At 75.5% G+C, this 25,889-nt stretch carries 25 protein-coding genes; 8 read left to right on the top strand and 17 right to left on the bottom strand.

The genetic code is table 11. The features are described 5' to 3' along the window. Positions 1-61: 61 nt before the first annotated feature. The 9 genes from F8568_RS19730 to F8568_RS19690 form a co-directional block, all read right to left on the bottom strand. Positions 62-655: an acyl-CoA-like ligand-binding transcription factor gene (locus F8568_RS19730; protein WP_151595034.1), complete on the bottom strand. Its 594-nt coding sequence runs from the start codon at positions 653-655 to the stop codon at positions 62-64. Between the two features lie 137 nt (positions 656-792). After that, on the bottom strand, positions 793-1,953 hold the full coding sequence (locus F8568_RS19725; protein WP_151595033.1) for a 4-hydroxybenzoate 3-monooxygenase: 1,161 nt from the start codon (positions 1,951-1,953) through the stop codon (positions 793-795). 65 nt (positions 1,954-2,018) lie between these two features. Beyond that, entirely contained in the window at positions 2,019-2,819 is an 801-nt protein-coding gene (locus F8568_RS19720) for an IclR family transcriptional regulator (protein WP_151595032.1), read from the bottom strand. A 14-nt stretch (positions 2,820-2,833) separates the two neighbouring features. Next, on the bottom strand, positions 2,834-3,214 hold the full coding sequence (gene pcaC / locus F8568_RS19715) for a 4-carboxymuconolactone decarboxylase (protein ID WP_151595031.1): 381 nt from the start codon (positions 3,212-3,214) through the stop codon (positions 2,834-2,836). Beyond that, a complete protein-coding gene (gene pcaD / locus F8568_RS19710) occupies positions 3,211-4,005 on the bottom strand; it encodes a 3-oxoadipate enol-lactonase (RefSeq protein WP_328600957.1) in 795 nt (264 codons plus the stop codon). Before pcaD ends, pcaC begins: the two co-directional genes overlap by 4 nt. Next, positions 4,002-5,198, bottom strand: coding sequence for a 3-carboxy-cis,cis-muconate cycloisomerase (gene pcaB, locus F8568_RS19705; RefSeq protein ID WP_151595030.1), 1,197 nt, complete (start codon positions 5,196-5,198; stop codon positions 4,002-4,004). Before pcaB ends, pcaD begins: the two co-directional genes overlap by 4 nt. Next, positions 5,188-5,754 carry a protocatechuate 3,4-dioxygenase subunit alpha gene (gene pcaG, locus F8568_RS19700; RefSeq protein WP_151595029.1) on the bottom strand — a complete coding sequence of 189 codons (567 nt, stop codon included), beginning with the start codon at positions 5,752-5,754 and terminating at the stop codon, positions 5,188-5,190. The genes pcaB and pcaG overlap by 11 nt, the downstream gene beginning before the upstream one ends. Then, positions 5,754-6,419 (bottom strand): protocatechuate 3,4-dioxygenase subunit beta, encoded by a 666-nt coding sequence (pcaH, locus tag F8568_RS19695; RefSeq protein ID WP_151595028.1) that lies wholly within the window; start codon positions 6,417-6,419, stop codon positions 5,754-5,756. Before pcaH ends, pcaG begins: the two co-directional genes overlap by 1 nt. Before the next feature lie 169 nt (positions 6,420-6,588). Next, positions 6,589-7,575 (bottom strand): sigma-70 family RNA polymerase sigma factor, encoded by a 987-nt coding sequence (locus F8568_RS19690; protein WP_151595027.1) that lies wholly within the window; start codon positions 7,573-7,575, stop codon positions 6,589-6,591. Between the two features lie 233 nt (positions 7,576-7,808). On the opposite strand from F8568_RS19690, the gene F8568_RS19685 reads away from it, so the two are divergent. The 5 genes from F8568_RS19685 to F8568_RS19665 all read left to right on the top strand — a co-directional run bounded on the left by F8568_RS19685 (position 7,809) and on the right by F8568_RS19665 (position 12,552). Continuing rightward, positions 7,809-8,816, top strand: coding sequence for a hypothetical protein (locus F8568_RS19685; protein WP_151595026.1), 1,008 nt, complete (start codon positions 7,809-7,811; stop codon positions 8,814-8,816). A 104-nt stretch (positions 8,817-8,920) separates the two neighbouring features. Further along, entirely contained in the window at positions 8,921-10,378 is a 1,458-nt protein-coding gene (locus F8568_RS19680) for a B12-binding domain-containing radical SAM protein (protein WP_151595025.1), read from the top strand. A gap of 76 nt (positions 10,379-10,454) precedes the next feature. After that, positions 10,455-11,009, top strand: coding sequence for a universal stress protein (locus F8568_RS19675; RefSeq protein ID WP_160573667.1), 555 nt, complete (start codon positions 10,455-10,457; stop codon positions 11,007-11,009). 44 nt (positions 11,010-11,053) lie between these two features. Continuing rightward, positions 11,054-11,698 (top strand): adenylate kinase family protein, encoded by a 645-nt coding sequence (locus tag F8568_RS19670; RefSeq protein WP_151595023.1) that lies wholly within the window; start codon positions 11,054-11,056, stop codon positions 11,696-11,698. Continuing rightward, positions 11,695-12,552, top strand: a complete 858-nt coding sequence (locus F8568_RS19665; RefSeq protein WP_151595022.1) for a 1-aminocyclopropane-1-carboxylate deaminase/D-cysteine desulfhydrase — start codon at positions 11,695-11,697, stop codon at positions 12,550-12,552. The genes F8568_RS19670 and F8568_RS19665 overlap by 4 nt, the downstream gene beginning before the upstream one ends. A 38-nt stretch (positions 12,553-12,590) precedes the next feature. Here the strand turns inward: F8568_RS19665 and F8568_RS19660 are convergent, their stop codons facing one another. The 4 genes from F8568_RS19660 to F8568_RS19645 form a co-directional block, all read right to left on the bottom strand. After that, positions 12,591-13,664 (bottom strand): acyl-CoA dehydrogenase family protein, encoded by a 1,074-nt coding sequence (locus tag F8568_RS19660; protein WP_151595021.1) that lies wholly within the window; start codon positions 13,662-13,664, stop codon positions 12,591-12,593. Then, complete coding sequence (locus F8568_RS19655) at positions 13,661-14,854, bottom strand: acyl-CoA dehydrogenase family protein (protein WP_151595020.1); 1,194 nt, start codon at positions 14,852-14,854, stop codon at positions 13,661-13,663. Before F8568_RS19655 ends, F8568_RS19660 begins: the two co-directional genes overlap by 4 nt. A 134-nt stretch (positions 14,855-14,988) precedes the next feature. Continuing rightward, positions 14,989-15,414: a nuclear transport factor 2 family protein gene (locus F8568_RS19650; RefSeq protein WP_151595019.1), complete on the bottom strand. Its 426-nt coding sequence runs from the start codon at positions 15,412-15,414 to the stop codon at positions 14,989-14,991. Continuing rightward, on the bottom strand, positions 15,411-15,809 hold the full coding sequence (locus F8568_RS19645; RefSeq protein ID WP_151595018.1) for a nuclear transport factor 2 family protein: 399 nt from the start codon (positions 15,807-15,809) through the stop codon (positions 15,411-15,413). The genes F8568_RS19650 and F8568_RS19645 overlap by 4 nt, the downstream gene beginning before the upstream one ends. 83 nt (positions 15,810-15,892) lie before the next feature. Between F8568_RS19645 and F8568_RS19640 the strand changes: the two genes are divergently transcribed. Beyond that, on the top strand, positions 15,893-16,489 hold the full coding sequence (locus F8568_RS19640) for a TetR/AcrR family transcriptional regulator (RefSeq protein WP_151595017.1): 597 nt from the start codon (positions 15,893-15,895) through the stop codon (positions 16,487-16,489). A 40-nt stretch (positions 16,490-16,529) separates the two neighbouring features. Here F8568_RS19640 and F8568_RS19635 read toward each other — a convergent pair whose 3' ends face one another. Further along, complete coding sequence (locus F8568_RS19635; protein ID WP_151595016.1) at positions 16,530-18,533, bottom strand: HelD family protein; 2,004 nt, start codon at positions 18,531-18,533, stop codon at positions 16,530-16,532. Between the two features lie 243 nt (positions 18,534-18,776). Here F8568_RS19635 and F8568_RS19630 point away from each other — a divergent pair, with 243 nt between their 5' ends. Next, the gene (locus F8568_RS19630) at positions 18,777-19,586 is read left to right on the top strand and encodes an SDR family NAD(P)-dependent oxidoreductase (RefSeq protein ID WP_151595015.1); all 810 of its coding nucleotides are present in this window, start codon (positions 18,777-18,779) and stop codon (positions 19,584-19,586) included. Between the two features lie 7 nt (positions 19,587-19,593). Here F8568_RS19630 and F8568_RS19625 read toward each other — a convergent pair whose 3' ends face one another. After that, positions 19,594-20,223, bottom strand: coding sequence for an NAD(P)/FAD-dependent oxidoreductase (locus F8568_RS19625; RefSeq protein ID WP_151595014.1), 630 nt, complete (start codon positions 20,221-20,223; stop codon positions 19,594-19,596). Positions 20,224-20,378: 155 nt separating this feature from the next. Here F8568_RS19625 and F8568_RS19620 point away from each other — a divergent pair, with 155 nt between their 5' ends. Then, entirely contained in the window at positions 20,379-21,227 is an 849-nt protein-coding gene (locus F8568_RS19620) for an ATP-binding cassette domain-containing protein (protein ID WP_151595013.1), read from the top strand. On the opposite strand, the gene F8568_RS19615 is transcribed toward F8568_RS19620, so the two are convergent. Then, positions 21,160-24,372, bottom strand: a complete 3,213-nt coding sequence (locus F8568_RS19615; RefSeq protein WP_328600956.1) for an acetyl-CoA carboxylase family protein — start codon at positions 24,370-24,372, stop codon at positions 21,160-21,162. The two genes, F8568_RS19620 and F8568_RS19615, sit on opposite strands and share 68 nt — an antisense overlap. Before the next feature lie 131 nt (positions 24,373-24,503). After that, positions 24,504-25,871, bottom strand: coding sequence for a GH1 family beta-glucosidase (locus F8568_RS19610; protein ID WP_407924480.1), 1,368 nt, complete (start codon positions 25,869-25,871; stop codon positions 24,504-24,506). Positions 25,872-25,889 lie beyond the last annotated feature (18 nt).

The raw sequence follows: 25,889 nt of genomic DNA, 5'->3' as shown, positions 1-25,889 counted from the left end.
CTCTCGGGGGACCCGGCGCCGCCGGGCGGCGGCGCGACGCCGGGTGTCGGTGGGGGCCCGCTCACGGACCGGGCAGCCCGGCGCGCAGCTGGGCGAACGCCGAGTCGATCAGTTCGGGCAGGTCGGCGCCGCTCCGGCCGTCCACCCACAGGTCGACGGCGGTGCGCATGGCGACGCCCGCGGCGCCCGCGAGCAGGTGCGGGTACAGGTCGCGGCCGGCGTGGGTGCCGGTGCGCGCGGCGATGACCTCGGCGATCTGCCTCTGCATCTCGCCGATGCCGCACAGCTGCTTGCCGACCAGCGCCGGGTTTCGCTTGACGACGCGCAGCAGCGCGATGGTCTCGTCGCGGGTGTCGGTCGGCAGCAGGGACTCCCGGACGACCTCGCGCAGCGCGTCCCAGATCGGCTCGCCCGCCGGGCGGGCGCGCAGGGCGTCGATCACGGCCCGCGCCCCGTCGGTGAGCGGCGCGACGATCGCCTCTTCCTTGCCCGGGAAGTAGTTGTGGAACGTGCGGGGCGAGACCCCGGCCGCGTCGGCGATCGCCTCGATCGTGACGCCCTCGACGCCGCGCTCCACCGCGAGGAGGGCGGCGGCTCGGCTGAGCGCCTGGCGCGTCGCGACCTTCTTGCGCTCGCGCAGGCTCGTCTCGGTCATGCCCTCACGGTAAACCGAACTTGCGTGTCCGGCAAAATTTCAGGCACTGCCAGCTTGCGTGATGTGCATCTCATCGCCGGCCGGGAACACATCCGCGTCGCGCACAGTTCGCGCGCTGCCGCCGTCCTCGCCGGCCGCTAGCCGATCGGCAGGCCCGTGTAGTTCTCGGCCAGCGTCGTCTTCGCCGCCTCGGAGGAGACCACGTAGTCCAGGTGCGAGCGCTGGAGCCGCAGCGCGAAGTCGTCGGCGGCCGGATCCACGTGCAGCAGCGTGGTCATCCAGTAGGAGAAGTGCTCGGCGCGCCACACGCGCCGCAGGCACGTCGAAGAGTAGGCGTCGAGCAGGGTGTCCGAGCCCGTCGCGTACCGCTCCGTCAGCGCCCTGGCCAGCACGATCACGTCGGACACCGCCAGGTTGAGGCCCTTGGCGCCCGTCGGCGGGACGATGTGGGCCGCGTCGCCGGCGAGGAACAGCCGGTCGTGCCGCATCGGCTCGGCCACGAAGCTGCGCATCGGCGTGATCGACTTGTCGGTGATCGGGCCCTCCTGCAGCTTCCAGCCGTCGCCGGTGGCGAACCGGGCGGCGAGCTCCTCCCAGATCCGCGCGTCCGGCCACGCCGCGATGTCCTCGTCCGGCGGCACCTGCAGGTAGAGCCGGCTGACCTGCGGCGACCGCAGGCTGTGCAGCGCGAACCCGCGCTCGTGGCCGGCGTAGATCAGCTCCTCGGTGGACGGCGGGACGTCGGCGAGGATGCCGAGCCAGGCGAACGGGTACTCGCGGGAGAACGTCCGCAGCCCCGGCACAGCCGGCCGGCCGACGCCGTGGAACCCGTCGCAGGCGGCGATGTAGTCGCACTCCAGGGTGCCGGTCCGCCCGGCGCGGTCGCGGAACGCCACGCTCGGCGCGGAGGCGTCGACGCCGACCGCCTCGGTCTCGAACCGCACGTCGCCGCCGTCCGCGAGCCGCCTGGCGACCAGGTCCTTGACGATCTCGGTCTGCGCGTAGACCGTGACGGTCCGGCCCGTCAGGTCGGTCAGCGGGATCCGGTGTCCCGCCCCGCCGAACCGCAGCTCGAGTCCGTGGTGGACGAGGCCCTCGCGGTCGAGCCGCTCCCCCGCCCCGCTCTCGCGGAGCACGTCCGTGGTGCCCTGCTCGAGCATCCCGGCCCGCTGCCGCCGCTCCACGTAGCCGCGGTCGCGGCTCTCCAGGACCACCGAATCGATCCCCTGCAGATGCAGCAGATGCGACAGCAGCAGCCCGGCCGGGCCGCCGCCGATGATCGCCACCTGGGTGCGCATCGAGCCTCCTCGTCATCGGTCTTCGGGGGGATCCCCCTGGAATGCTGGCGCGCGTCCCCGCTGGCTCAGGCGCCGGCCTTCCGCTCGGCGGAAAACGCCTCCGGGTGTCCGCGCCAGTGCTGGGCGACGTCCCGCGACAGCGCCCGCGCCGCCGTGGTCAGCGGCGGCAGCAGCCTGCGCAGGTCCGCGCTGCGAGTGCGGGCGACCAGCGACAGCGCCGCCACCACCTCGCCCGTCCCGTCCCGGACGGGCGCGCCGACCGACGAGGCGCCCAGCGTCATCTCGTCGCGGGTCAGCGCGTACCCCGAGCGGCGGACCTGCTCCAGGCAGCGCCGCATCTCGTCCGCGCCGGTGATCGTCCGCGCCGCGTACCGCTCCAGCCCGGCGGCGAGGACCCGCTCCCGGTACTCCGGCGGCGCGAACGCCAGCAGCACCTTCCCGACCCCGGTGGTGTGCAGCGGCAGCGTCGCGCCGACCTGCGTCACGACCGGCACCGAGCGCGTCCCGCGCAGCCGCTCGACGACCAGGACGCGGTCCTCGCGCAGCACGGCGAGCTGCACGTTGTCGTGCGTCGCCTCGTACAGGTCCTCCATGTGCGGCAGCGCCAGCTCCCGCAGCCCGGTGACGGCCGGGGCCTGGCTGCCGATCCGCCACAGCCGGGTGCCGATGCGGTACGTCCCGTCGGGCACCCGCTCCAGGAAACCCCCGGCGGCCAGCTCCCCGACCAGCCGGTGCCCGGTGGCCAGCGGCAGCCCGGAGCGGCGGCAGATCTCGCTCAGGTTCAGGCGCACGTCGTCCTGGGCGAAGGCGTTCAGGATGGCCATCACCTTGCCGGCCACGCTCACCGGGCGCGCACGCTCAGCCATGGCCCTCCCGACGGTCACTCCTGTTCGGCCAGTACCCGCTGGGCGACGGCGAACGCCGAGTTCGCGGCGGGCACTCCACAATAGATCGCCGCCTGCAGCAGGACCTCCTTGATCTCCTCGGGGGTCAGCCCGTTGCGCAGGGCGGCGCGCACGTGCATGGCCAGCTCGTCCAGGTGGCCGCCCGCGACCATGGCGGTCAGCGTGATGCAGCTGCGGGTCCTGCGGTCCAGGCCCGGGCGGCTCCAGATCTCGCCCCAGGCGTACCTGGTGATCAGATCCTGGAAGTCCTCGGTGAAGGCGTCCTTGCGGGCCTCGGCGCGGTCGACGTGCGCGTCCCCGAGCACCTCGCGGCGCGTCCGCATTCCCTCGGCGCGGCGTTCGTCGTCGGTGCTCATGCCAGTCCCTTCCAGGTGCGGTCCAGATGCGCGGTGATCGCCTCGGTGACCGGCTCCGGCCGCTCGGCGCCGGCCAGGTGGCCGGCTCCGTCGATCACGACCAGCTCGGCGCCGGGGATGCCAGCGGCGAGCCGGTCGGCGTGGCCGCGCGGCGGGGTCGGGCCGTCCTCGGCACCGGCGATCACCAGGGTCGGCGCCGTGACGCCGCCGAGCCGCGCGGTGGCGTCGAAGGCGGCGAGCGCGTCGCAGCAGCCCGCGTAGCCCTCCGGGTCGGTCGCGCGCAGCATCGCAACGTACGGCCCCGCGCCGGTGAACCCCTTGGTGAACCAGCGGCGCGCGGCCGTGTCGGCGACCGGCCCGACGCCCTCGCGGCGGACGAGCGCCGCGCGGTCCCGCCAGGGCCCCGGGTCGCCGAACCGCGGCGAGGTGCAGCACAGGACGAGGCTCGCGACGCGCTCCGGAGCGCGGAGCGCGAGGGCCGTCCCGACGGCGCCGCCCAGCGAGACGCCCGCGTACGCGGCCGCGGCGATCCCGAGGCGCCCGAGCAGCGCGGCGACCCCGTCGGCGAGGTCCTCGACGGTGAACGGCCCGTCCGGCGGCGGCGCCCCTCCGTGCCCCGGCAGGTCGTAGCGCAGCACCCGCCACGCGCGCGTCAGCGCGGGCAGTTGCGGCAGCCACAGGTCCATCGAGGTGCCGAGGGACGGGCCGAGGACGACGACGGGCGCGTCCTCCGGCCCGTCGAGGCGGTACTGCGGCATGTTCGGGGGCTGGGTGGTCGGGGGCTGGGTCACGCGCGGCTCCTCCGGTACGCGTCGAGGGCACGGTCGGCCAGCACGGCGGCGGCGCCCGTGCCGGGGTCGTCTCCGAGGACGGCGAGCAGGCCGTCCAGGTTCGCGCGCATCCGCTCCGCCGACACCTCCAGGCCGCAGACCAGGTCCGCGGCGGTCTCGGCGGCGCCGCCGGTCAGCCGGAGGCACTCGCGCAGCGGCTGCCACTCGGCGTGCCACTCCCCCGCCGGCCGCTCCAGCGGCGCGGCCTGCGCGGCGAGCACGACCTGCGCGTACGCCGGCACCTGCAGCGCCGCCGACCGGACGAGGGCCGACAGCGCCGGGTTGCGCTTGTGCGGCATCGACGACGAGCCGCCCCGGCCGGGCCCGGCGGCCTCCGCCACCTCGCCGACCTCGCTCTGCGCGAGCAGCCACACGTCGGTCGCGATCTTACCGAGGGCCCCGGCGGTCACCGCGAGCGCCGCGGCCAGGTCGGCGACCGGCGTCCGGCGGGTGTGCCACGGCAGGACCGGCACGTCCAGGCCGGTCTCGGCGGCGAACGCGGCGACGAGGTCGAGCGCCCGGTCGCCGTAGGCGTCCAGCGTGCCGGCGGCGCCGCCGAGCTGGACGGGCAGCGCGGCCGCCGCCAGCCGCGCGCGCGCCTCCAGGCAGCCGAGCAGCCAGTTCGCGGCCTTCGCGCCGAACGTGGTGGGCAGCGCCTGCCGGCCGAGCGTGCGCGCCGCCATCGGGGTGTCGCGGTACCGCGCCACGGTCCCGGCCAGCGCGTCCAGCGCCCGGTCGAGGTGGGCCAGCAGGCCCCGCCGCACCCGGGCCGCGACCAGCATCGCGCCGGTGTCGACGATGTCCTGGCTGGTGGCGCCCTTGTGGACGTGCTCGCCCGCCGCGCCGGCGAGGCCGCGCAGGTCGGCGACCAGCGGGACGACCGGGTTCCCGGATCCGCGGGCCCGGCGCGCCACGTCCGCGAGGTCGATCCCGCCGGCCGAGGCGGCGGCGGTGATCGCCTCCGCCGCCGCGGCGGGGACGATCCCCAGGCGGGCCTGCGCGCGGGCGAGGGCCGCCTCGGCGTCGAGCATCGCCGCCAGGTACGCGGCGTCGCCCGTGGCGGCCTCCGCCTCCGTCCCGGCGCGCACCGGCGACAGCAGCCCGGCGTCGGCGGACGGCCCGCCCGCGGCGGGCGGCGGCGTCTCAGAAGGCAAGGAAGACCGTCTCCCCCTCGCCCTGCAGCCGCACGTCGAACCGGTACGTCCGGTCGCCCTCCCGCTCGGCGACCAGCGTCCCGCGGCGGTCCGCGGGGACCTCGGCGAGCAGCGGGTCGGCGGCGTGCGCGGCCTCGTCCTCGGGGAAGTAGATGCGCGTCGCGACGGGCTTCAGCAGGCCGCGCGCGAACACCAGCAGCGCGATGTAGGGGGCGCCCGCACCGACCGCGCCCGGCTTGACGGTGGTGAACCAGAACCCGCCCGCCGGGTCCGTGCCGCACCGCCCGAACCCGGAGAAGTCATGCCCCTCCCGGACGATCCCGCCGGGCCGCCGCGGGATCTCGCCGTTCTCGTCGGCCTGCCAGATCTCCAGCAGCGCGTCCGGCACCGGTTCCCCGGCGCCGTCAAGCACCCGTCCCCGGACGGTGATCGCGTCGGGCCGCCAGCCCGGCACGACCCGGGGGCCGGCCTCGTACGGCAGCGCGTACCCGTAGAACGGGCCGACGGTCTGCGACGGCGTGGTCTTCGCCGACCTGCTGTTCGCGGGGGCGGTCATCAGGCCTCCATCGGGGTGTCGCCGAGCACGATGTCCCACTGGAACCCCAGCGCCCACTCCGGCTCGGTGAGATCCATGTCGAACCGCGAGATCAGCTTCTCGCGGTCCCGCTGCTCGGGGATCGACTGGAAGATCGGGTCGAACGGGAACAGCGGGTCGTCCGGGAAGTACATCTGCGTGACGAGCCGCTGGGTGAAGGCGGTGCCGAACACCGAGAAATGGATGTGCGCGGGCCGCCACGCGTTGTGGTGGTTGCCCCACGGATAGGCGCCCGGCTTGATCGTGATGAACCGGTAGCGGCCGTCGTCGTCGGTGAGGCAGCGGCCCGCGCCGGTGAAGTTCGGGTCGAGCGGGGCCGGGTGGATGTCGCCGAGGTGGTCGTAGCGGCCCGCGGAGTTCGCCTGCCAGATCTCCACCAGGGCGTTGCGCACCGGCCGGCCCGCGCCGTCCAGCACCCGGCCGGCCACGGTGATCCGCTGGCCGAGCGGCTCCCCGGAGTGCTGGACGGTGAGGTCGTGGTCCAGCCGCCCGAGCTCCTGGTGGCCGAAGACCGGCGAGGACAGCTCGACGCTGTCCGGCCCGAGCTTCGGCATGATCAGCTCCTGTGCCGGGGCGCGGAGCACGGTGCTCTTGTAGCCCGGATACAGGTACGGGGGATGCGTCATGCGCTCGTTCCTTCCTCGACGTGCCCCGCCAGTGGCGCCCCGTTCGCGGCGCGGATCTCCCCAGGCGCGACGCACTCCCCCACCCTCGCAGCCGCCGGCGCCGGCGGCGCACCGGACTTTCCGCTGAACGGAAAATCAGGCCCGCCGTCAGCGGCACGTCGGACGGCGGTCAGAGGCGCTCGGGCAGGCCGAAGACCGGGAACAGCGAGGTGTCGAAGAACGCCGACACCTGCGCCACCCCGCCGCCGGTGACGCTGAGCACCTGCAGCTGGAACGGCCGGTGCACGCCCTCGGCGTCGCGCCGGTACATGCCGAACGCGGGCTGCCCGTTGGCGGCGGCCGGCACCATCCGCAATTCCCCCGGCACGGGCCCGCACTGGGCCTTGATGAGCCGGACGATCGCGTCGGCGCCGACGAACCACTGCGGGAACGGCGGCATCTCCCACACCGCGTCCTTGCGGAACAGCTCCAGCAGCGCGTCCACGTCCGCCTCGTCGAACGCCTTGGCGTACTTGTCGAGCAGGTCCCGCTGGCCGGGGTCGGTGGGCTCGACCAGCTCGTCGCGCAGCGGCGCCGCCTCCTCCAGCTGCGCCCGCGCCCGCTGCAGAGCGCTGTTCACGGACGCGGTGGAGGTGCCGAGCAGCTCGGCGGCCTCGGCGGCCTTCCACTTCAGGACGTCCCGCAGGACCAGCACGACCCGCTGTTTGGCGGGCAGGTGCTGGAGCGCGGCGACGAAGGCCAGCCGGGTGCTCTCCCGCGCCGCGACGATCGTGGCGGGGTCGGCGGCGTCCGCGCCGAGCACCGCGTCGGGCGCCGGCTCCAGCCACGGGACCTCCGGCGAGGCGACCACGGGCCGCTCCGGCTCGTCGCTCGGCGCGCCGAGGCCGGACGGCATCGGGCGGTGGCCGCGCTGGTCGATCGCGGTCAGGCAGGCGTTCGTCGCGATCCGGTAGAGCCACGTGCGCAGCGACGACCGTCCCTCGAAGTTGCCGTAAGACCGCCAGGCGCGCAGATAGGTCTCCTGGACGAGGTCCTCGGCGTCGTGGATGGACCCGAGCATCCGGTAGCAGTGCGCCAGCAGCTCACGCCGGTACGGGTCGGCCAGCTGCTGGAAGTCCCGGTCCGTCTCTTCGGCACTGTTCGCCATGGTGGTCATCACCTTCGCTGGGCGGCGTCACTGTGGCGGCGCTCACACCGCCGCCTTGCACCCCCGACCGTAGGCGACCCCACCGACAGAACGCGCGCGTTCTGACGATCCTACGCCCGACCTGCGGTTTCACCACCCCGGACGGCGCACCCGCACCTTCACCCGGCCCATCCCCCTCACCCGCGGGAGGGAGTTCCGGTGCGGGGAGGTGCCACCACGCCGCGCGCCCAAGGATCGGTGGCATGGCCACTTCCCATGGGCAGTCCCGTACCATCACCCCGCGCGCGGCATGGCGGGGACGGCTGCCGCTCGTCGCGCTCGCCTGGGTCACCGCCTACGGCGGCCTGCGGATCTACTGGGCGGCGGGCCACCGGCCGGCCCGCCTGTCGCCGATCGGGACCGATCTGGTCGTCTTCACCGGCTGGGCGTCGGCCGTGCTGTGCGGGGCCGCGGCTCTGGTCCTGGCGGTGCTCATGCTCCCGGCCGCCCGTGCTCTGAGCCGGGCGCCGCGACTGGCGCTGATCGCCGCCGGGTGGGCCGTCGGGGCCGCGCTCACCGCCGCCGGCGCGATGCTCCTGCTGGACGTGGTCGGCGGGATCCTGCCCGGCCTCGGCCTCGGCCTGCATCCGCTCGGTGCGCTCAGCCGGGCCGCGTGCGTCGCCGCCGGCGTGATGACCGGGCTGTCGGCCCGCGCCTACGCCCGCCGCACCCGCGCCGGCTGCACGGGCTGCGGCCGGACCGCCGGCGCCCCCGCCGCGCCGTCCGCGCGTACGCCCCGCTGGGCCTACGGAGCCGCCTACCTGGCGATCGCCGGATGCGCGGCCCGGATCGCCGCGCAGGCCGCGGTCGGGTTCGATTGGGGAAGGGGGGTCTCGGGGGTGCTGTTCCTCATCGGGTTCGTGCTCGGCGGGACCTTGCTGCCGTTGGCGCTGGTGCACCGCTTCGGGCGCCGGTGGCCCCGGTCCGTGCCGGGCCTGGCCGGACGGGCCGTCCCGCGCCGCCTGGTGCTGTGGCCCGGCACCGCGCTCTCCGCCGGGCTGGTCGTCTACTTCGGGCTGATGCTGCTGCAGATGATCTGGGAGCGGATGCACGGCCGCGACCCGTTCCCGCCCGACGGCCGCATGGACCTGCCCGAGGCGTTCTTCTGGGTCGCCGTCCCCGGCTACCTCGCCTGGGGCGCCGGCCTGGCCGCCGCCGCGCTCGGCTATGCGCGCGGCACCCGCGCCCCCTGCCGCGCCTGCGGCCGCTGACGCCCGGCCCCCAGGAGAGTCCCGTGAGCGGGCCGCGGCGGACCTCCACGGGATCGGCACATCTGCGCCACAGGGCGCGCTCTTTCGGGCGGCAGCGTGGTGGCATGCGCGTGAAGATGATCCTTCCGGCCCTGACCGAGGCGTCGTCGCCGTTCTTCAGGCCGATCAAGTACTCGCTGTTCCCGCCGCTCGGGCTCGCGACGCTGGCCGGGTACCTGGACCCGGACGACGAGGTGACGCTCACCGACGAGCACGTGCAGAAGGTCGACGTGTCGGACGAGCCTGACCTGGTGGTCATCCAGGTCTACATCACGTCCGCGCGGCGCGCCTACGAGCTGGCGGACCACTACCGGGCCAAGGGGGCGCACGTGTGCCTCGGCGGGCTGCACGTGACGTCGCTGCCGGACGAGGCGGCCGCGCACGCCGACACGATCTTCTGCGGGCCGGGCGAGGACACCTGGCCGCGCTTCCTCGCCGACCTCCGCGCGGGACGGCCCGCGCCGCGCTACGACTCGTCCGAGCGGACGCTGGCCGGGCTGCCGCCGGTGCGGCGGGACCTGATCGACCGGCGCCGCTACCTCGTGCCGAACTCGATCGTGGTGTCGCGCGGGTGCCCGCACGTCTGCGACTTCTGCTACAAGGAGGCGTTCTTCGAGGGCGGCAAGTCGTTCTACACCCAGACCGTGGACGCGGCGCTGGCCGAGATCGACCGGCTGCCGGGCCGGCACCTGTACTTCCTGGACGACCACCTGTTCGGCAACGCCCGGTTCGCCGGGGCCCTGTTCGACGGGATGCGCGGCATGGGACGGCTGTGGCAGGCCGCCGGGACGGTCCAGTCGGTGCTGCGTCCGGGGGTGCTGGAGAAGGCGGTCGAGTCGGGGCTGCGCAGCCTGTTCGTGGGGTTCGAGACCGTCAACGCCGGCAACCTCAAGGAGCAGCGCAAGTGGCAGAACATCGACCGGGACTACGGGCAGGTGATCAGGCGCCTGCACGACCACGGCGTCATGGTGAACGGCAGTTTCGTGTTCGGCATGGACCAGGACGACCCGAGCGTGTTCGGGCGGACGGTGGAGTGGGCGGTCGGCCAGGGCATCGAGACCGCGACGTTCCACATCATGACTCCGTATCCCGGTACGCGGCTGTACGCCCGGATGGTCAAGGAGGGGCGGATCCTGCACAGTGACTGGGACCGCTACGACACGCGGACCGTCGTGTTCGAGCCCGCCCGGATGACCGCAGCCCAGCTGGAGGACGGCTACTGGCGCGCCTACCGGGACTTCTACCGGTGGCGGAACATCGCGCGGGGCGCGGCGACGAAGCCGACGCTGCGCGGCAAGGCCCGGCACGCGGCGTACGCGGGCGGGTGGAAGAAGTTCGAGCCGGCGTGGGACGTGGTGATCCGCGCCAAGCGGGCGGGGGCGGCCCTGCCGCTGCTGGAGTCGGTCCTGTCCGGGTTCGGCGCGCGGCCGGCGGGCGCCCGTGCCGGGCGTCCCGCGGCGGGCCGCGGCGAGCGGCCCGGGGGCGACACGCCGGTGACGATTGCGGAAACTCGGCTTTCCTGAAGCGGAAACACTTCCGTCGGAACGGGTATGCCTGCACCCTAGAGTGCACATCAGTCCGTTGCCTTCAGGAGGGACCGTGATCGCGAGACCGGAGGGCGGCCCGCGCGTCGTCGTCGGGGTCGATGACTCCGCGGGGGCACGATGCGCGCTCTCCTGGGCGATCGGCGAGGCGCGGCTGCGCCGGCTGCCGCTGCTCGTCGCCCACTCCGCGCCGCTGCCGCCGCACGTGTCCGCGGCGGGCCAGCTCGGCTGCGGGATCACCGACGCGCTGCGCGGGTCGGGCGCCGAGCTGGTCGCCCGGCTGCTGGACGAGGTGAGCGGCGGGCCGCCCGACGGCGTGGAGATGACCGCGCTGGCCCTGGTCGGGGAGCCGGGGGCGACGCTGGTGCGGCTGGCGGGCGAGGACGACATCCTGGTCGTCGGGCACGGGACGCGGGGGCCGTTCTCGCGGCTGCTGCGGCCGTCGGTGCGGCTGCACTGCGCGCGCCGGGCGCGGGCGACGCTGGTGTGCGTGCGGCCGCCGGCGATCGGCCCGCTGCCGGACTGCCTGACGCTGCGGGTCGAGCCCGAGCACGTGCCCGACCGCTCGCGGTTCCGCTGGCTGGGCCGGGCGCTGCGGCTCGCGCGCTGACCCGCGGCGCGCCCGGCCCCGGCCGCGCCGCATAGGCTGCGGGCATGCGCAAGTACGTGATCATCGGCGCGCAGGGCAGCGGGAAGGGGACGCAGTCGCTGCTGCTGGCGCGCGATCTCGACCTGGTGCACATCAGCGTGGGCGACGTCTTCCGCTGGCACGTGCAGAACCGCACCAAGCTCGGCGCGCAGGTGCGGCGCGCCATGGCGGCGGGCGAGCTGGTCGGCGACGACCTGGTGGAGGGGGTCGTCCGGGACCGGCTCGAGCAGCACGACTGGAACTACGGGTTCATCATCGACGGGTTCCCGCGCAGCCGGCGGCAGGCGGAGTTCTTCCTGGAGAGCTACGACATCGACGGCGTGATCCATCTGGACCTGCCGGACGAGGAGGTGCGGCGGCGGGTGCTGGCGCGCCGGCTGTGCTCGCGGTGCGGGATGGACTACAACCTGATCGCGGACCGGCCCACCGAGGAGGGCCGCTGCGACGTGTGCGGCGGCGAGCTCGTCGCGCGCGAGGACGACACCGAGGAGGCCGTGGCGGAGCGGCTGCGGATCTACCGGGAGAAGACCGCGCCGATCCTGGAGCTGTTCGGCCGCAAGGAGTACGTGGTGACGGTCGATGCGCGCCCCGGCGCCGACGCCGTCCAGCGGACGCTGCGGGAGAAGCTCGGCCTGCCCGCCCCGCGATGATCCCGCCCGAGGCCGCGCCCTCCCCGGTCGAGGAGCTGGACGACGCCCGGTTCGCGCGGCGCGGCCTCGGGCTGTTCCTGAAGCGCGACGACCTCGTCCATCCCGAGCTTCCGGGCAACAAGTGGCGCAAGCTGCGGCACAACATCGGGCCCGCGCGCGAGCACGGGACGCTGCTGACGTTCGGCGGGGCGTACTCCAACCATCTGCGGGCGACGGCGGCGGCCGGGGACCTCTTCGGGTTCGCGACGATCGGGGTGGTGCGCGGCGAGGAGCACCTGCCGCTGAACGACACGCTGGCGTACGCCGAGCGCAGGGGCATGCGGCTCGCCTACATGGACCGGACGACGTACCGCCGCAAGCACGAGCCGGACGTCATCGCCGCGCTCCGCGAGCGGTGGGGCGGGTTCTACCTGCTGCCCGAGGGCGGAAGCAACGCCCTGGCCGTGCGGGGCTGCGCGGAGCTGGGCGCCGAGTCGGCGGGGTTCGACGTGGTCTGCTGCCCGTGCGGGACGGGCGGGACGCTCGCGGGCCTGGCGGCCGGGCTGCCGCCGGGCGCCCGCGCGCTCGGTTTCTCGGTGCTCAAGGGCGGTTTCATGGACGCCGAGGTGGAGCGGCTCCAGCGCGGGACGTACGGGGGGCGGCGCGGGTCGTGGCGCGTCGAGCACGGCTTCCACTTCGGCGGCTACGCTCGGACGACGCCGGAGCTGGACGCCTTCATCGGCGACTTCGCCGGGCGGCACGGGCTCGTCCTCGACCGGGTCTACACGGCGAAGATGATGTTCGGGATCGTCGCGCTCGCCGAGCGCGGCGCGTTCCCGGAGGGCACCCGGATCCTGGCCGTCGTCACCGGATGACCGCCCCGGCGAGCGGGTCGCCGGGGCGGGACGGCGGGTCAGGCCGGCGGTAGGTCGACCAGCGCCGCCAGGGCCGCGCGGTGGCGGTCGGCGGTGCCGAGCGCGATCGCGTCGGCCTTGGCCCGCTTGAGGAACAGGTGCGAGGAGTTCTCCCAGGTGAAGCCGATGCCGCCGTGCATCTGCACGCCCTCCTCGGCGGCCTTGAGCGCGACCGCCGAGCAGTGCGCCTGCGCGACCGCGACGGCGACCGGCAGGTCCGCGTCGCCGGAGGCGGCACAAGACGCGGCGTACCGGGCGACGGCGCGGGCCTGCGTGATCGACGTCCACAGGTCGGCGAGCCGGTGCTTGAGGCCCTGGTAGGAGCCGACGGGACGGCCGAACTGGTACCGGTTCTTGACGTAGGCGACGGTGTCGTCCAGGCAGCGCTGGGCGAGCCCGAGCTGCTCGGACGCCAGCATCGCCGCGCCGGTCAGCAGCGCGGCGCGGACCGCGTCGCCGCCCTCCGCGACGCGCCGGGCGGGCGCGCCGGAGAAGGCGATGTCGGCCAGGCGTCGGGTCATGTCGAGCGATGTGACGGCGGTGCGGACCGCTTCGGCGGCGTCCACCGCGTAGAGGCCGTCGCCGGCCGGGACGAGCAGCACGTCGGCGGCCAGGCCGTCGGCGACCCCGGCGACCTCGCCGGTCAGCGCCCCGTCCGTGACCTGCACGGTCGGGGCGACGTCGCCGGGCGGCGTCGCGAACGGCACCGCCAGCACGGCGATCTTCTCGCCGGACGCCAGCGAGCCGAGCAGCTCCCGCTCCCCCGCCGCCAGCAGCGCGGCCGTCGCGATGACGGAGCTGGTGAGGAACGGGACGGGCGCGACGGCGCGGCCGAGCTCCTCCATCACCACGGAGGTCTCGCGCCAGGTGGCGCCGGCGCCGCCGAGGTCCTCGGGGACGGGCAGGCCGGCGCAGCCGAGCTGCCCGGCGACGGCCTTCCAGAGCGCGGCGTCGAAGGGCTCGTCCTTCTCGGTGCCGGCGAGGACGGCGGTCCAGGGCGCCTTGTCGTCGAGCAGCTCGCGGACGCCGGCGCGCAGGTCGTTCTCGATCTCGGAGTAGAGGAGGTCGCTCACTTGGGCAGGTCCTTCCACGCCACGTCCTTGTCGACGCGGATCTCACCGGGCAGGCCGAGGACGCGCTCGGCGATGATGTTGCGCAGGATCTCCGAGGTGCCGCCCTCGATGGAGTTGCCCTTGGCGCGCAGGTAGCGGTAGCCGGGCGAGCGGCGGGTGAAGTCGACCTCGGTGGGGCGGCGCATCGTCCAGTCGTCGTAGCGCAGGCCCTCGTCGCCGAGCAGTTCGAGCTCCAGGCCGGAGACCTCCTGGTTGAGCTTGGCGAAGGCGAGCTTGGCGCCGGACCCCTCGGGGCCGGGCTGCCCGGCGGTGAGCTGCTGGCGCAGCCGCTCGCCGGTGAGCCGGGCCGCCTCGGTCTCCACCCAGGCGCGCAGGACGGCGTCGTGCAGGCCGGGGGTGCGCAGCTCGGGCCGGTCCCGCCACAGGGACGCGACGACGCCGATCATCCCGCCCTCGCGCGGCGCGGCGTTGCCGCCGATCGCGACCCGCTCGTTCATCAGCGTGGTGGTGGAGACCTGCCAGCCCTGGCCGACCTCGCCGAGCCGCTGCTCGTCGGGGATCGCGACGTCGGTGAGGAAGACCTCGTTGAACTCGGCCTCGCCGGTGATCTGCCGCAGCGGCCGGACCTCGACGCCGGGGGCGGTCATGTCGCAGACGAAGTAGGTCATGCCGCGGTGCTTGGGCACGTCCGGGTCGGTGCGGGTGACGAGGATCGCCCAGCGCGCCTCGTGCGCCATGGACGTCCAGACCTTCTGGCCGTTGACGATCCACCGGTCGCCGTCGCGGACGGCGCGGGTGGCGAGCGCGGCGAGGTCGGAGCCGGCGCCGGGCTCGCTGAACAGCTGGCACCACCGCTCCTCGCCGGTCCACAGCGGGCGCAGGAGGCGGCGCTTCTGCTCCTCGGTGCCGAAGGCGAGGATGGTCGGCGCGGCCATGCCGAGGCCGATGCCGTTGCGCTCGGGGTGGTTCGTCGGCGCGCCCGCCTTGGCGAACCGCCGGTCGACGGCGGGCTGCAGGGCGCGGGGGGCGCCGAGCCCGCCGAGCCCCTCGGGGTAGTGGACCCAGGCCAGGCCGGCGTCGAACCGGGCGCGCAGGAACTCCAGCGGTTCGGTGGCCGACGGGTCGTGGGCGGCGAGGAACTCCTCGACGCGCCTGCTCAGCTCGTCGGCGTCGGGCGGTGCAGTGCTCACAGGGCGAACCTCCGCGCGGGGTGCAGGGGTGGCGAACGGGCCACCGCGAACGAACATACCAACCGGTCGGTATGGCCCGTCCACCCTAGGAACCGGCACGGGGGCCGGTCAACCGCCCGCGCGGCCCGATCCTCCTACCCGGCGGCGGCCGGACGCCGGCGTGCCAGGGCGCGGGCGAGACCGCGGTGATCGTGGTAGTCGCGCGTCCGCACGATCAGGCCGTCCCGGACCCGCAGCACCTGGACGTTCGAGACGCGGAACTCGTGACCGGTGCCGGCGACGCGGCCGTCGTAGTCGAACTCGGCGACGATCACCTCCGGGTCGGCGGTCTCGTGCACCACGACGTCGCGGGCGCGCAGCCGGAGCGGTCCCGCGGCGGCCCGGCGGAAGTGCTCGCCGATGACCGCCCGGCCCTCCAGGTGCGGCGGCGCCGGCGGGAGCGCGAACGGCTGGTCGACCACGGCGTCCTCGGCGTACAGGTCCGCGAGCTCGTGCCAGCGGCCCGCGGAGATCCCGGCGCTCAGCCGCGCGAACACCTCGCGCGGCGTCGGGGCGCTCACGCCATCGCCTCCTCGAACGCCTGGTGGTGGGCGTAGTCGCGGGACTCGACGATGCGCCCGCCGCGGACCCGCATGACGAAGACGTTCGGCACGACGAAGTCGCGGCCCGTCTCGGTGTTGCGGCCGGCGTACTCGAACTCGGCCACGATCACCTCGGGGTCGGCGGTCTGGTGGACGACCACGTTGCGGGCCGCCATCTCCACCGGGAGGGTCTCCAGCCGCGCGAAGTGCGCGCGCAGGGCCTCGCGGCCCTCCAGCCGGGACGCGGGGTGGGCGAACGGGTGCACGACCACCGCGTCCTCGGCGTACAGCTGCGGCAGCCCGTCGGGCCGCCGCGCGGTCACCCCGTCGATCAGCCGCTGGAAGACGGCGCGGGGGGTGGCGAACTCGGACATGACTCTCTCCCGTACAATCGGAGTTTCTGCTCCGTATCCGAAAATATGGAGTCCGCACTCCACTTGTCAACGGGAAGGCCGTGATGACGACCACCTCGTCCGGCAAGCCGCTGCGCGCCGACGCCCTGCGCAACCGCGCCAAGGTCCTGGCCGCGGCCGAGGACGTGTTCGCCGCCCAGGGGACCTCCGCCTCCACCGAGGAGGTCGCGCGCCGCGCCGGAGTCGGGATCGGCACCGTCTTCCGGCACTTCCCGACCAAGGAGTCGCTGCTGGAGGCCGTGCTCGTCGCGCTGCTGGACCGGCTGGCCGGCGAGGCCCGGGAGCTGGCGTCGGCGGCCGATCCCGGCGCCGCGTTCTTCGGCTTCTTCGCCCGCGTGGTCTCCCAGGCGTCGACCAAGCAGGCCGTCACCGAGGCGCTGGCCGAGGCGGGCGTCGACGCCCGCGAGGCCACCGGACGCACCGGACCGGACGTGAAGGACGCGATCGGCACCCTGCTGGAGCGCGCGCAGCGCGCCGGGGCCGTCCGCCCCGACGTCGGCCCGGCCGAAGTCACCGCGCTGCTGGCCGGGATCTCCTTCGCCGCCGGGCGCGCCGGCGGCAGCGACGACGTCCTCCGGATCGCCTTCGACGGCCTGCGGCCGCGGGACGGCGACGCAGGTCAGCCGGCCCCGCGCGGGTAGTGCGCCCAGGTGCGGGTCGGTCACGGCCGGTCCTCCTCCTTCAAGAGGCCAGCTCGGCGGGCAGGTCGCTCTCGTGCAGGACCGTCAGCGAGGTCACGGCGCGGGTCAGCACCACGTACAGCCGGGCCAGGCCGCGCGCCTCGGCCGCCGCGATCGCGGCGGGCTCGGCCACGATGACGTGGTCGTACTCCAGGCCCTTGGCCAGCGTCGCCGGGACGACGAGCAGCCGCGCGGTGCCGTCGGACTCCGGTCCGAGCAGCGCGGCGTCCAGCCCGGCCTCCGCCAGCGCCGCCGCGTGCGCGGCCGCCGCCGCGTCCGGCACGATCAGCCCGATCGAGCCGGCCCGGGCCATGGCCTCGCGCGCGGCCCGCACGGCCCCGGCCACCACGTCGGGCACGCGCCGCACGTCCAGCGCCCCGGCGCCGGCGCGCAGCGACCGCGGCCTCTCCAGCTCCGGCGCGACGTGCGGGAGCAGCCGGGCCGCGTAGTCGAGGACGGTGCCCGGGACGCGGAACCCGAGGGTCAGCTCGGTGACCTCCCCGTCCTGCCCGAGGTGGGTCAGGACCTCCTTCCACGACCGCGCCGACCAGGCCGTCGTCCCCTGGGCGAGGTCGCCGAGGACGGTCGCCGACCCGGTGCCGCAGCGGCGGCCGAGGGCGCGCAGCTGCATCGCCGACAGGTCCTGCGCCTCGTCCACGACCAGGTGCCCGAGCGAGGCGGTGCGCTCGATGAGGTCGTTCAGCTCGTCCAGCAGCGCGCGGTCGGCGGCGGTCCATTTCACCGAGCGGTGCGAGCGGGCGGGCTTCTCCCAGAGCAGCGCCGCCTGCTCGCTCTCGTCGAGGACGCCCTTGGCGGCGGTGCGCAGGAAGCCGGCGTCCGACAGCAGCCGGTAGAGGACCTGCTCGGGCGTGACCTTGGGCCACACCTGGTCGAGCAGCTGCTTGACCGGCCTGCTGCGCGCCACCTGGTCCTGGACGCGGTCGTCGGGGGCCTCGCCGCGCTGCTCCATCCGGACGAGGATCTGGTGGGCCAGCCGCTGCGCGAACGCGGCCCGGCCGCTGCCGTAGCGGGTGGTGCCGCGCAGCCCGGCCGCGATCTCCCGCACCTCGTGGTCGGCGAGCCGGTAGCGGGCGACGCCGCGCGTGACGACGAGGCCCTCCACCGGCTTGCGGACGTGCAGCCACAGCGCCTTGCGCAGCACATCGGCCATCCGCGCCTCGCCCTTGGCCGCCGACACCGCCGCGGGCTCCTCCCCCAGCGGCGCGCCGAGCAGGTCGTCGATGGTGGCCTGCTCGACGCGGACCTCGCCGAGCGCGGGCAGCACCGCCGAGATGTAGGCGAGGAACGCGCGGTTCGGGCCGACGATCAGCACCCCGGACCGCGACAGCCGCTCGCGGTGGGTGAACAGCAGGTAGGCGGCGCGGTGCAGGCCCACCGCCGTCTTCCCGGTGCCGGGGGCGCCCTGCACGCAGACGGTGCGGGGCAGGTCGGCGCGGACGATCGCGTCCTGCTCCGGCTGGATGGTCGCGACGATGTCGCGCATCGGGCCGGTGCGGGGCCGCTCGATCTCCTCGGTCAGGATCCGGGACGGGCCGGGCTCCGCGCCGCCGTCGAGGGGCTCGTCCTCGAACGCGGTCAGCTCGCCGCCCTGGAAGCCGAAGCGGCGCCGCAGCCGCCAGCCCATCGGATCGGCCGGACCCGCCTGGTAGAACGCCCGCGACACCGGGGCGCGCCAGTCCAGCACCAGCGGGCGGCCCTCGTCGCCGTCGTGGACGTGCCGCCGCCCCACGTACATGACGGCGGGCAGGTCGGGGCCGTCGTCGCCGTCGCGGTCCATCCGCCCGAAGAACAGCGGGGCGTCGGGGTGGTCGGCGAGCGCCGCGACCCGCTGGTCGAGCAGCGACTCCAGGAACTGCTTGGACACCCAGTCCGCGGCGACGTCGGCGGACAGCGACTCCGCGTGCTCGCGCATCCGGCGCAGCGCGGCGCGGGACTCGGCCAGGTGGGCGCGCTCGGCGGCGAGGATCGACGGTTCGGCGGGCATGCCGGAGGACCTCCAGAGGTGAGGGGCGGGTACCGGGGGCGAAACTCACCAGCCTACCGACCTCGCAACGACGGGCGCCGCCCCTTTTTCACCGGGGTCGCCGAGCGGGACGGCCCCCGGCAGCACGCCCGTTCGCCGCGCGGCGGCAGCGCGCCCGTTCGCCGCGCGGCGGCAGCGCGCCCGTTCGCCGCGCGGCGGCGGTGCGCCTTGCCGCGCGGCGCGGCCGTGTGTGACGTTGGCGGGATGGTGAGTCTGACGGGAAAGTCGGCGTTGGTCACGGGCGCGTCGTCCGGCATCGGCGCGGTCGTCGCGGAGGCGCTGGCCGCCGCCGGCGCGCGGGTCGGGCTGGTCGCGCGGCGCGGGGAACTGCTGGAGAAGACGCTCGCGCGGTGCCGCGAGCACGCCCCCGGCTCGGCGATGTGGGTCGCCGACCTGGCCGACCTGGACGCGGTCGCCGGGCTCGCGGCAGCCGTGGAGGCGGAGTTCGGCGGCGTGGACGTGCTGGTCAACAACGCGGCGATGCCGAAGCGGCGCCGCGTCCAGGACATGGCGCCCGGCGAGAACGACGAGGTGCTGCGGCTCAACTACCTCTCGCCGGTGCGGCTGACGCTCGCGCTGCTGCCCGGGATGATCGAACGGGGGCACGGGCACCTCGTCGCGATCGGGTCGGTCGCGGCGCGCCTCGGCCCGCCGCACGAGGCCGCGTACGGCGCGTCCAAGGCGGCGCTGACCGCGTTCTGGGAGAGCATGGCCGTCGACCTGGACGGGACGGGCGTCCAGGCGCACATCGTGCAGCCGGCGCTGATCGAGACCGACCTGTTCTCGCTGCCGGGCAACGAGCCGCCGCTCAGCGACCTGTCCGACGCGCTGCCTCCGCAGGAGGTCGCCGCGGCGGTGCTGGAACTCATCGAGAACGGGCGGTTCGAGCGGTACGTGCCGGACTGGTTCGCCGAGATGGCGTCCGGCAAGGCGGCGGACGTCGAGGGGTTCATCGCGGGCGTCAGGGAGTGGACGCGCGACCGGATCCGGGCGCTCGGCGCCGAGCCGGCCTGACGGGGCGTCACTGCAGGAAGCGCAGGGCGAGCCCGGTCAGCGGGCCGCGGTCGCCGTCGTCGGCGCGCTGCAGGACGCGCTGCGAGCCGTTGAGGACGAGCGCGCGCAGCGGGCCCGGCGGCAGCGGCACCGGCCGCTCGGCGGCCATCGGCAGGTCCAGCAGCCCGCTGTCGCGGTCGAGCAGCAGATCGCGGGCGATCTTCGCGGTGAGGTGGCTCGGGCCGACGCCGTGGCCGGCGTAGCCGAGCGCGTAGACGACGCGGCCGCCGCGGCCGAGCCTCCCGGCGTGCGCGAAGCAGTTGACGGTGCCGGCGACGGGACCGCACCAGCCGCGATCGATCCGCACGTCGTCCAGCTGCGGGAACGTCCGGCGGAACGTCTCCTCCAGCCGCCGGAACACCCGCGGCGACCGGTCCTGGCGCGGGTCGGGGCCGGCGGGCGCGAAGGGCGCGTCGCGCCCGCCCCACAGGATCCGGCCGTCCGGGGTCGGCCGGTGGAAGTGCGGCATGATCCGCTTGTCCTCGACAAAGCCGCCGCCGACGACGGCCACGTCCACGTCCAGGTCGCCGTCGAGGGGCGGCGCCGGCTCGTAGGGCCTGCGGGACAGCCACAGGCTCCGCGTCCTCCAGTCCGCCATCACGCGCCTCCGCCCTCCGCCGGCCGCCCGCTGCGCCGCGTGCGCGCCCGTTGCCCGCGCGCGCACGCCTCAGTAGGGTGATGATCCGTCAGTGATCCACGTCACACAAGGCCCGCGACGCGGGCGCCGGGCACCGGACCGGCCTGGAGGCGCCGATGTCGACCGCTCAGGGACTGCGGGTCGCGGGCGTCACGGTGCGGGTCGGCGGGGTGACCGCCGTCCGCGGCGCCGCGCTGGCGGTCCCGCCGGGCACGGTGGCCGGGCTCGTCGGGCCGGACGGCGCGGGCCGGGCGACCCTGTGCGACGTCATCGCCGGGCGGCGCCGGCCCGCCGAGGGCACCGTGCACCTGGACGGCGCCGACCTGACGGGCAGCGCGGCACGTGAGCGGGCCCGGCGCGGGATCGCCGGGACGTCCGGGGAGCCGGAGCGGTGGCGGTCGCGGACCGTCCGCGAGAGCGTCCGGGCCGCGGCGCGCAGGCACGCCGGCCTGCGCGAGCACGGCGGCCGCACGGCCCGGGACCGGTGGGCGCGCCGTCGCCGCGCGCGCGCCGAAGCAGGTGACCGCGCCGACGAACTGCTGGCCCGCGTGGGGATCGCGGAGTTCGCCGAACTACCGGTGCGCGACGCGCCGCCCGGTGTGGCCTGCCTGACCGGGCTGGCGCGCGCGCTGGCCGCCGAACCCGCCGTCCTGCTGCTGGACGAGCCGTGGACGGACCTGCCCGAGCGGCGGTCCAGAGCGCTGGAGGTGCTGCTGCGCGACCTCGCCGCCGAGGGCGTCGCGGTGCTGGTCGCCGGGCGCGACCTGGAGCCGGTGCTCGGCGTGTGCGACGTGCTGCACGTGCTGGACGGCGGCCGGGTGATCGCGGCGGGGCCGCCCGCCGAGGTCCGCGCCGATCCGTGCGTCCGGGCCGCCTACCTGGCCGGGGCCGCCCCGGTCACCAGGTGTCCACCCAGCGCCGCGGCCGCTCCCCGCCGGGCGGTGCGGACGCGAACGCCGTGGTGACGAGCCGCCGGGTGCCGGCCGGGTCGATGACGTCGTCCAGCTCGAACACGGTGGCGGCGCTCAGCGCCTTGCCGTGCTCGTAGGCGGCGGCGACCATCGTCTCGAACAGCGCCTTCGGGTCCTCGGCCGCCGCGAGCTCCTTGCGGAACCCGAGCCGGACGGCGCCCTCCAGGCCCATGCCGCCGATCTCGCCGGTCGGCCACGCGACGGTCGCGAGCGGCGCCTTGAACCCGCCGCCCGCCATCGCCTGCGCGCCGAGCCCGTAGCCCTTGCGCAGCACGACGGTGACGAGCGGGACGCTCAGGTTCGCGCCGGTGACGAACATCCGGCTGAAGTGCCGGACGGTCGCGGTGCGCTCGGCGTCCGGTCCGACCATGAACCCGGGGGTGTCGCACAGCGACACCACGGGCAGGCCGTGGGCGTCGCACAGCTGCAGGAAGCGGGCGGCCTTGTCGGCGGCGTCGCGGTCGATCGCGCCGCCGAGGTGCGCGGGGTTGTTCGCGATGAGCCCCATGGGGCGGCCTTCGATCCGCACGAGCGCGGTGACGATCCCGACGCCGAACGCGCGGCGCAGCTCCAGCACCGAGCCGGTGTCGGCCAGGTGCCCGATCACCTCGCGGACGTCGTAGGCGCGCAGCCGGTTCTCCGGGATGACGTGCCGCAGGATCCGCTGGTCGTCGCACGTCCACTCGCCGGCCGGGCCCTGGAAGTAGGACAGGTAGCGGCGGGCGGCGGCGACGGCCTCCGCCTCGTCTTCCACGGCGATGTCGACGACGCCGTTGGGCTCCTGGTCGGTGATCGGCCCGATCTCCTCGGGGGCGAACACGCCGAGGCCGCCGCCCTCGATCATCGCCGGGCCGCCCATCCCGATGTTGGCGTCGCGGGTGGCGATGATGACGTCGCAGCAGCCGAGCAGCGCCGCGTTCCCGGCGAAGCAGCGCCCGGAGGCGATCCCGACGGACGGGACCGCGCCGCTGAGCCGGCCCATGGCGTGGAAGGTCGTCACGTCCAGCCCGGACACCATCGAGGTGTCGGTGTCGCCGGGACGCCCGCCGCCGCCCTCGGCGAACAGCACGACCGGCAGGCGCCGCCGCCGCGCGAGGTCGAGCATCCGGTCGGTCTTGCGGTGGTTCTGGTGGCCCTGCGTCCCGGCCAGCACCATGTAGTCGTAGGACATCACGACGGCCTGGCCGCCGTTGACGTCGCCGAGCCCGCAGACCATCCCGTCGGCGGGCGTGCGCTCGATGAGGTCGTCCAGGGACCGGCGCTGCCGCTGCGCGGCGATGGCGAGCGCGCCGTACTCCACGAACGTCCCGGGGTCGCAGAGGTCCGCGATGTTCTCGCGGGCGGTGCGGTGGCCGCGCGCGTGCCGCTTGGCGACGGCGTCGGGGCGGGCCGCGTCCAGCCCGATCTCGTGCCGCCGGATCGTCTCGGCGAGGTCGGCGCGGATCGCGTCGAGGTCGGCCTCCGCCTCGTCGTCGGCGTGGTCGCCGTCGACCTGCGCGGGTTCGAGGAACAGCAGCGGCGCGCCCTCCGCGACGGTGGTGCCGGGCGCCGCGGCGACGGCGCGGACGACGCCCGGCTCCTCCGCCCGGACGACGTGCTCCATCTTCATCGCCTCGAGGATCAGCACCGGCGCGCCCGCGCGGACGAGGTCGCCTTCGGCGGCCTCGACGCTCACCACCGTGCCCTGCAGGGGCGCGGTCACCACGACCGTGCCGGGAGGCGCGTCCGGCACGGCCGGGGCGGGCGCGGCGGACTCCCCGGCGGACGGCACGTGGTACCGGTGGTGCTCGCTGCGCAGCAGTTCGGGCAGGTGGTCGGCGAGGAAGGAGGTCGGGACGCCGCCCGCCGTGAACTCGGGATGCCGCAGCACGCCCTGCAGCAGCGGGATGCTCGTCGCGACCCCCGCGATCTCGAACTCGCCGAGCGCGCCGTGGGCGCGGGCGGCGGCGGACGGCAGGTCCTCCGCGCGGGCGACGACCTTCGCCAGCAGCGGGTCGTAGCGGGGGCTGGTGCGGTAGCCGGGGTGCCCGTAGGTGTCGACGCGGACGCCGGGGCCGGTCGGCGGCGCGAACGCGGTGAGCGTCCCGGCGTGCGGGTGCGGCGCTCCGTCCGGGCCGATCGTCTCGGTGTTGACGCGCACCTGGACGGCGCAGCCGTGCGCGGGCGGTGGCGCGGCGAGGCCGACGGCGGCGAGGTCCGCGCCGAGCGCCAGCCGGATCTGCGCCTTCACCAGGTCGACGCCGGTGATCTCCTCGGTGACGGTGTGCTCGACCTGCAGCCTCGGGTTGGCTTCCAGGAACCAGAACTGCTCGCCGGACACGAGGAACTCGAACGTGCCGAGGCTCGCGTAGCGGACGTGCGCCGCCATCCGTAGCGCGGCGTCGAGCAGCGCGTCCCGCAGGCCCGGCGGCAGCGCGGGCGCCGGCGCGATCTCGATCAGCTTCTGGTTGCGCCGCTGGACGCTGCAGTCGCGCTCCCACAGGTGGGTGACGGCGCCGGAGCCGTCGCCCGCGATCTGCACCTCGATGTGGCGGGCGCGCGGCATGTGCTTCTCGGCGTACAGGTCGCCGTTCCCGAAGGAGGCGAGCGCCTCGGAACGGCACCGCTCGTACGCCTCCGCCATGCCGCCGGGCTCGGTGACGACGCGCATACCGCGCCCGCCGCCGCCCGCGAGCGCCTTGAGCACCACCGGCCCGTGCTCGCGCGCGAACGCCTCCGCCTCGGCGAGCGTGACCGGCCCGGGCGTGCCGGGCGTCACCGGCACGCCCGCCTCGCGGGCCAGCTCCCGGGACCTGGTCTTGTCGCCGAACAGCTCCAGCAGCTCCGGCCTCGGGCCGACGAACGTCAGGCCGGCGGCGGCGCAGCGCGCGGCGAACGCGGCGTTCTCGCTCAGGAAGCCGTAGCCGGGGTGGACGGCGGTGACGCCCGCGTCCTTGGCGGCGGCGATGAGCGCGTCCGCGTCGAGGTAGCCGGGGACGCCCTCGCCGGGCAGCGCCCGCACCTCGTCGGCGCGGCGGGTGTGCGGGGACGCGGCGTCGTCGCGGGTGTGCACGGCGGCCGTCCGCAGCCCCAGCTCGGCCGCCGCCCGGACGATCCGCAGCGCGATCTCGCCCCGGTTGGCCACAAGGATCCCGCCCACCCCGGTCCTCCTCACCCCTGCGCCCGCCCGTCGCGGGCCTGGTGGAGCCTCACTGTAGGCGGGACGGGGTCTCCGGCCGCATGCGGGCCCGGACCGGGGCCCCATGCGGCGAAGGGCCCCGGCCCGGACGGTCAGCGGCCGGTCGCGACCGTTCCGGCGGACAGGCCGCGGTGCGCGCGGATGATCTCGGCGTAGCGGTGCCCGCTGTCCTTCACCGTCCGCTTCTGGGTCCCGAAGTCGACGTGGACGAGCCCGAACCGCTGCGCGTACCCGTACGCCCACTCGAAGTTGTCGAGCAGCGACCAGGCGAAGTAGCCGTCCAGCGGGACGCCCTTGCGGATCGCGGACGCGCACGCCGCCAGGTGCGCCTCCAGGTAGGCGGTCCGGTCGGGGTCGTGGACGGCGCCGCCCGCGGTCACCGTGTCGGTGTAGGCCGACCCGTTCTCGGTGACCATGACGCTGCGCGGCGCGTACTCCTCGGTGACCCGGACGAGGATCCGCTCCAGCCGCTCGGGGTGGATCTCCCAGTCCATCCCGGTGCGGGGCGTCCCGTCCGGGGTGATCTGCCGGGCGCGCGGCGGCGGGCCGTCCGGGTCGGCGACGTTGACCGACCGGCGGTAGTAGTTGACGCCGAGCCAGTCCAGCGGCGCCGCGATCGCCTCCAGATCGCCGGGCCGCACCGGCGGCTCGACCCCGTACTCCTCGATCATGTCGGCGGGCAGGCCGCGGCCGTGGATCGGGTCGAGCCACCACCGGTTGTGGTGGCCGTCCTCGCGCCGCGCCGCCGCCACGTCCTCGTCCCGGTCGGTGCCGGGCTCGCAGTCGGTGAGCAGGTTGACGATCCCGACGCGGGCGCCCGGCGCCGCGGCGCGGATCGCCTGCGCGCCGAGTCCGTGCGCCAGCATCAGGTGGTACGACGCGGGCACCGCCTGCCGGACGTCCGCCGCGCCCGGCGCCATCACGCCGCGCAGATGCCCGAGCCAGGCCGCGCAGACCGGCTCGTTCAGCGTCGCCCACGACGCCACCCGGTCCCCGAGCGCGGCGGCGACCACCGCCGCGTACTCGGCGAAGCGCTCGGCGGTGTCGCGGGACGGCCAGCCGCCGCGGTCCTGCAGCGCCTGCGGGAGGTCCCAGTGGTAGAGCGTCGGGTGCGGTTCGATGCCCGCCTCGAGCAGCGCGTCCACGAGCCGGTCGTAGAAGGCGAGCCCGGCCGGGTTCACCGGCCCGGCGCCGTCCGGCAGGACGCGCGGCCAGGCGACCGAGAACCGGTAGGCGCCGAGCCCGAGCGACGCCATCAGCTCGACGTCCTCGCGCCAGCGGTGGTAGTGGTCGCAGGCGACGTCGCCGGTGTCGCCGCCGGCGACCGCGCCGGGGACGCGGCAGAACACGTCCCAGATGGACGGGGCGCGGCCGCCCTCGCGGACGGCGCCCTCGACCTGGTAGGCCGAGGTCGCCGCACCCCACGCGAAGTCGGGGCCGAACGCGGTCAGGTCGTCGATGGGCACGGGTCTCCCTCT

The sequence above is a fragment of the Actinomadura physcomitrii genome (genome assembly GCF_008923205.2).
Lineage (GTDB): Bacteria > Actinomycetota > Actinomycetes > Streptosporangiales > Streptosporangiaceae > Spirillospora > Spirillospora physcomitrii.
Note: the sequence above shows the minus strand (reverse complement) of the source record. Positions and strands in the feature narration are given on the sequence as shown.

What these genes read in the sequence shown, in the direction of transcription:
- F8568_RS19730 (WP_151595034.1), bottom strand. Translation starts at nt 655, where the DNA reads ATGACCGAGACGAGCCTGCGCGAGCGCAAGAAGGTCGCGACGCGCCAG.
- F8568_RS19725 (WP_151595033.1), bottom strand. Translation starts at nt 1,953, where the DNA reads ATGCGCACCCAGGTGGCGATCATCGGCGGCGGCCCGGCCGGGCTGCTG.
- F8568_RS19720 (WP_151595032.1), bottom strand. Translation starts at nt 2,819, where the DNA reads ATGGCTGAGCGTGCGCGCCCGGTGAGCGTGGCCGGCAAGGTGATGGCC.
- pcaC (WP_151595031.1), bottom strand. Translation starts at nt 3,214, where the DNA reads ATGAGCACCGACGACGAACGCCGCGCCGAGGGAATGCGGACGCGCCGC.
- pcaG (WP_151595029.1), bottom strand. Translation starts at nt 5,754, where the DNA reads ATGACCGCCCCCGCGAACAGCAGGTCGGCGAAGACCACGCCGTCGCAG.
- pcaH (WP_151595028.1), bottom strand. Translation starts at nt 6,419, where the DNA reads ATGACGCATCCCCCGTACCTGTATCCGGGCTACAAGAGCACCGTGCTC.
- F8568_RS19690 (WP_151595027.1), bottom strand. Translation starts at nt 7,575, where the DNA reads ATGACCACCATGGCGAACAGTGCCGAAGAGACGGACCGGGACTTCCAG.
- F8568_RS19685 (WP_151595026.1), top strand. Translation starts at nt 7,809, where the DNA reads ATGGCCACTTCCCATGGGCAGTCCCGTACCATCACCCCGCGCGCGGCA.
- F8568_RS19680 (WP_151595025.1), top strand. Translation starts at nt 8,921, where the DNA reads ATGCGCGTGAAGATGATCCTTCCGGCCCTGACCGAGGCGTCGTCGCCG.
- F8568_RS19670 (WP_151595023.1), top strand. Translation starts at nt 11,054, where the DNA reads ATGCGCAAGTACGTGATCATCGGCGCGCAGGGCAGCGGGAAGGGGACG.
- F8568_RS19665 (WP_151595022.1), top strand. Translation starts at nt 11,695, where the DNA reads ATGATCCCGCCCGAGGCCGCGCCCTCCCCGGTCGAGGAGCTGGACGAC.
- F8568_RS19645 (WP_151595018.1), bottom strand. Translation starts at nt 15,809, where the DNA reads ATGTCCGAGTTCGCCACCCCCCGCGCCGTCTTCCAGCGGCTGATCGAC.
- F8568_RS19640 (WP_151595017.1), top strand. Translation starts at nt 15,893, where the DNA reads ATGACGACCACCTCGTCCGGCAAGCCGCTGCGCGCCGACGCCCTGCGC.
- F8568_RS19635 (WP_151595016.1), bottom strand. Translation starts at nt 18,533, where the DNA reads ATGCCCGCCGAACCGTCGATCCTCGCCGCCGAGCGCGCCCACCTGGCC.
- F8568_RS19630 (WP_151595015.1), top strand. Translation starts at nt 18,777, where the DNA reads ATGGTGAGTCTGACGGGAAAGTCGGCGTTGGTCACGGGCGCGTCGTCC.
- F8568_RS19625 (WP_151595014.1), bottom strand. Translation starts at nt 20,223, where the DNA reads ATGGCGGACTGGAGGACGCGGAGCCTGTGGCTGTCCCGCAGGCCCTAC.
- F8568_RS19620 (WP_151595013.1), top strand. Translation starts at nt 20,379, where the DNA reads ATGTCGACCGCTCAGGGACTGCGGGTCGCGGGCGTCACGGTGCGGGTC.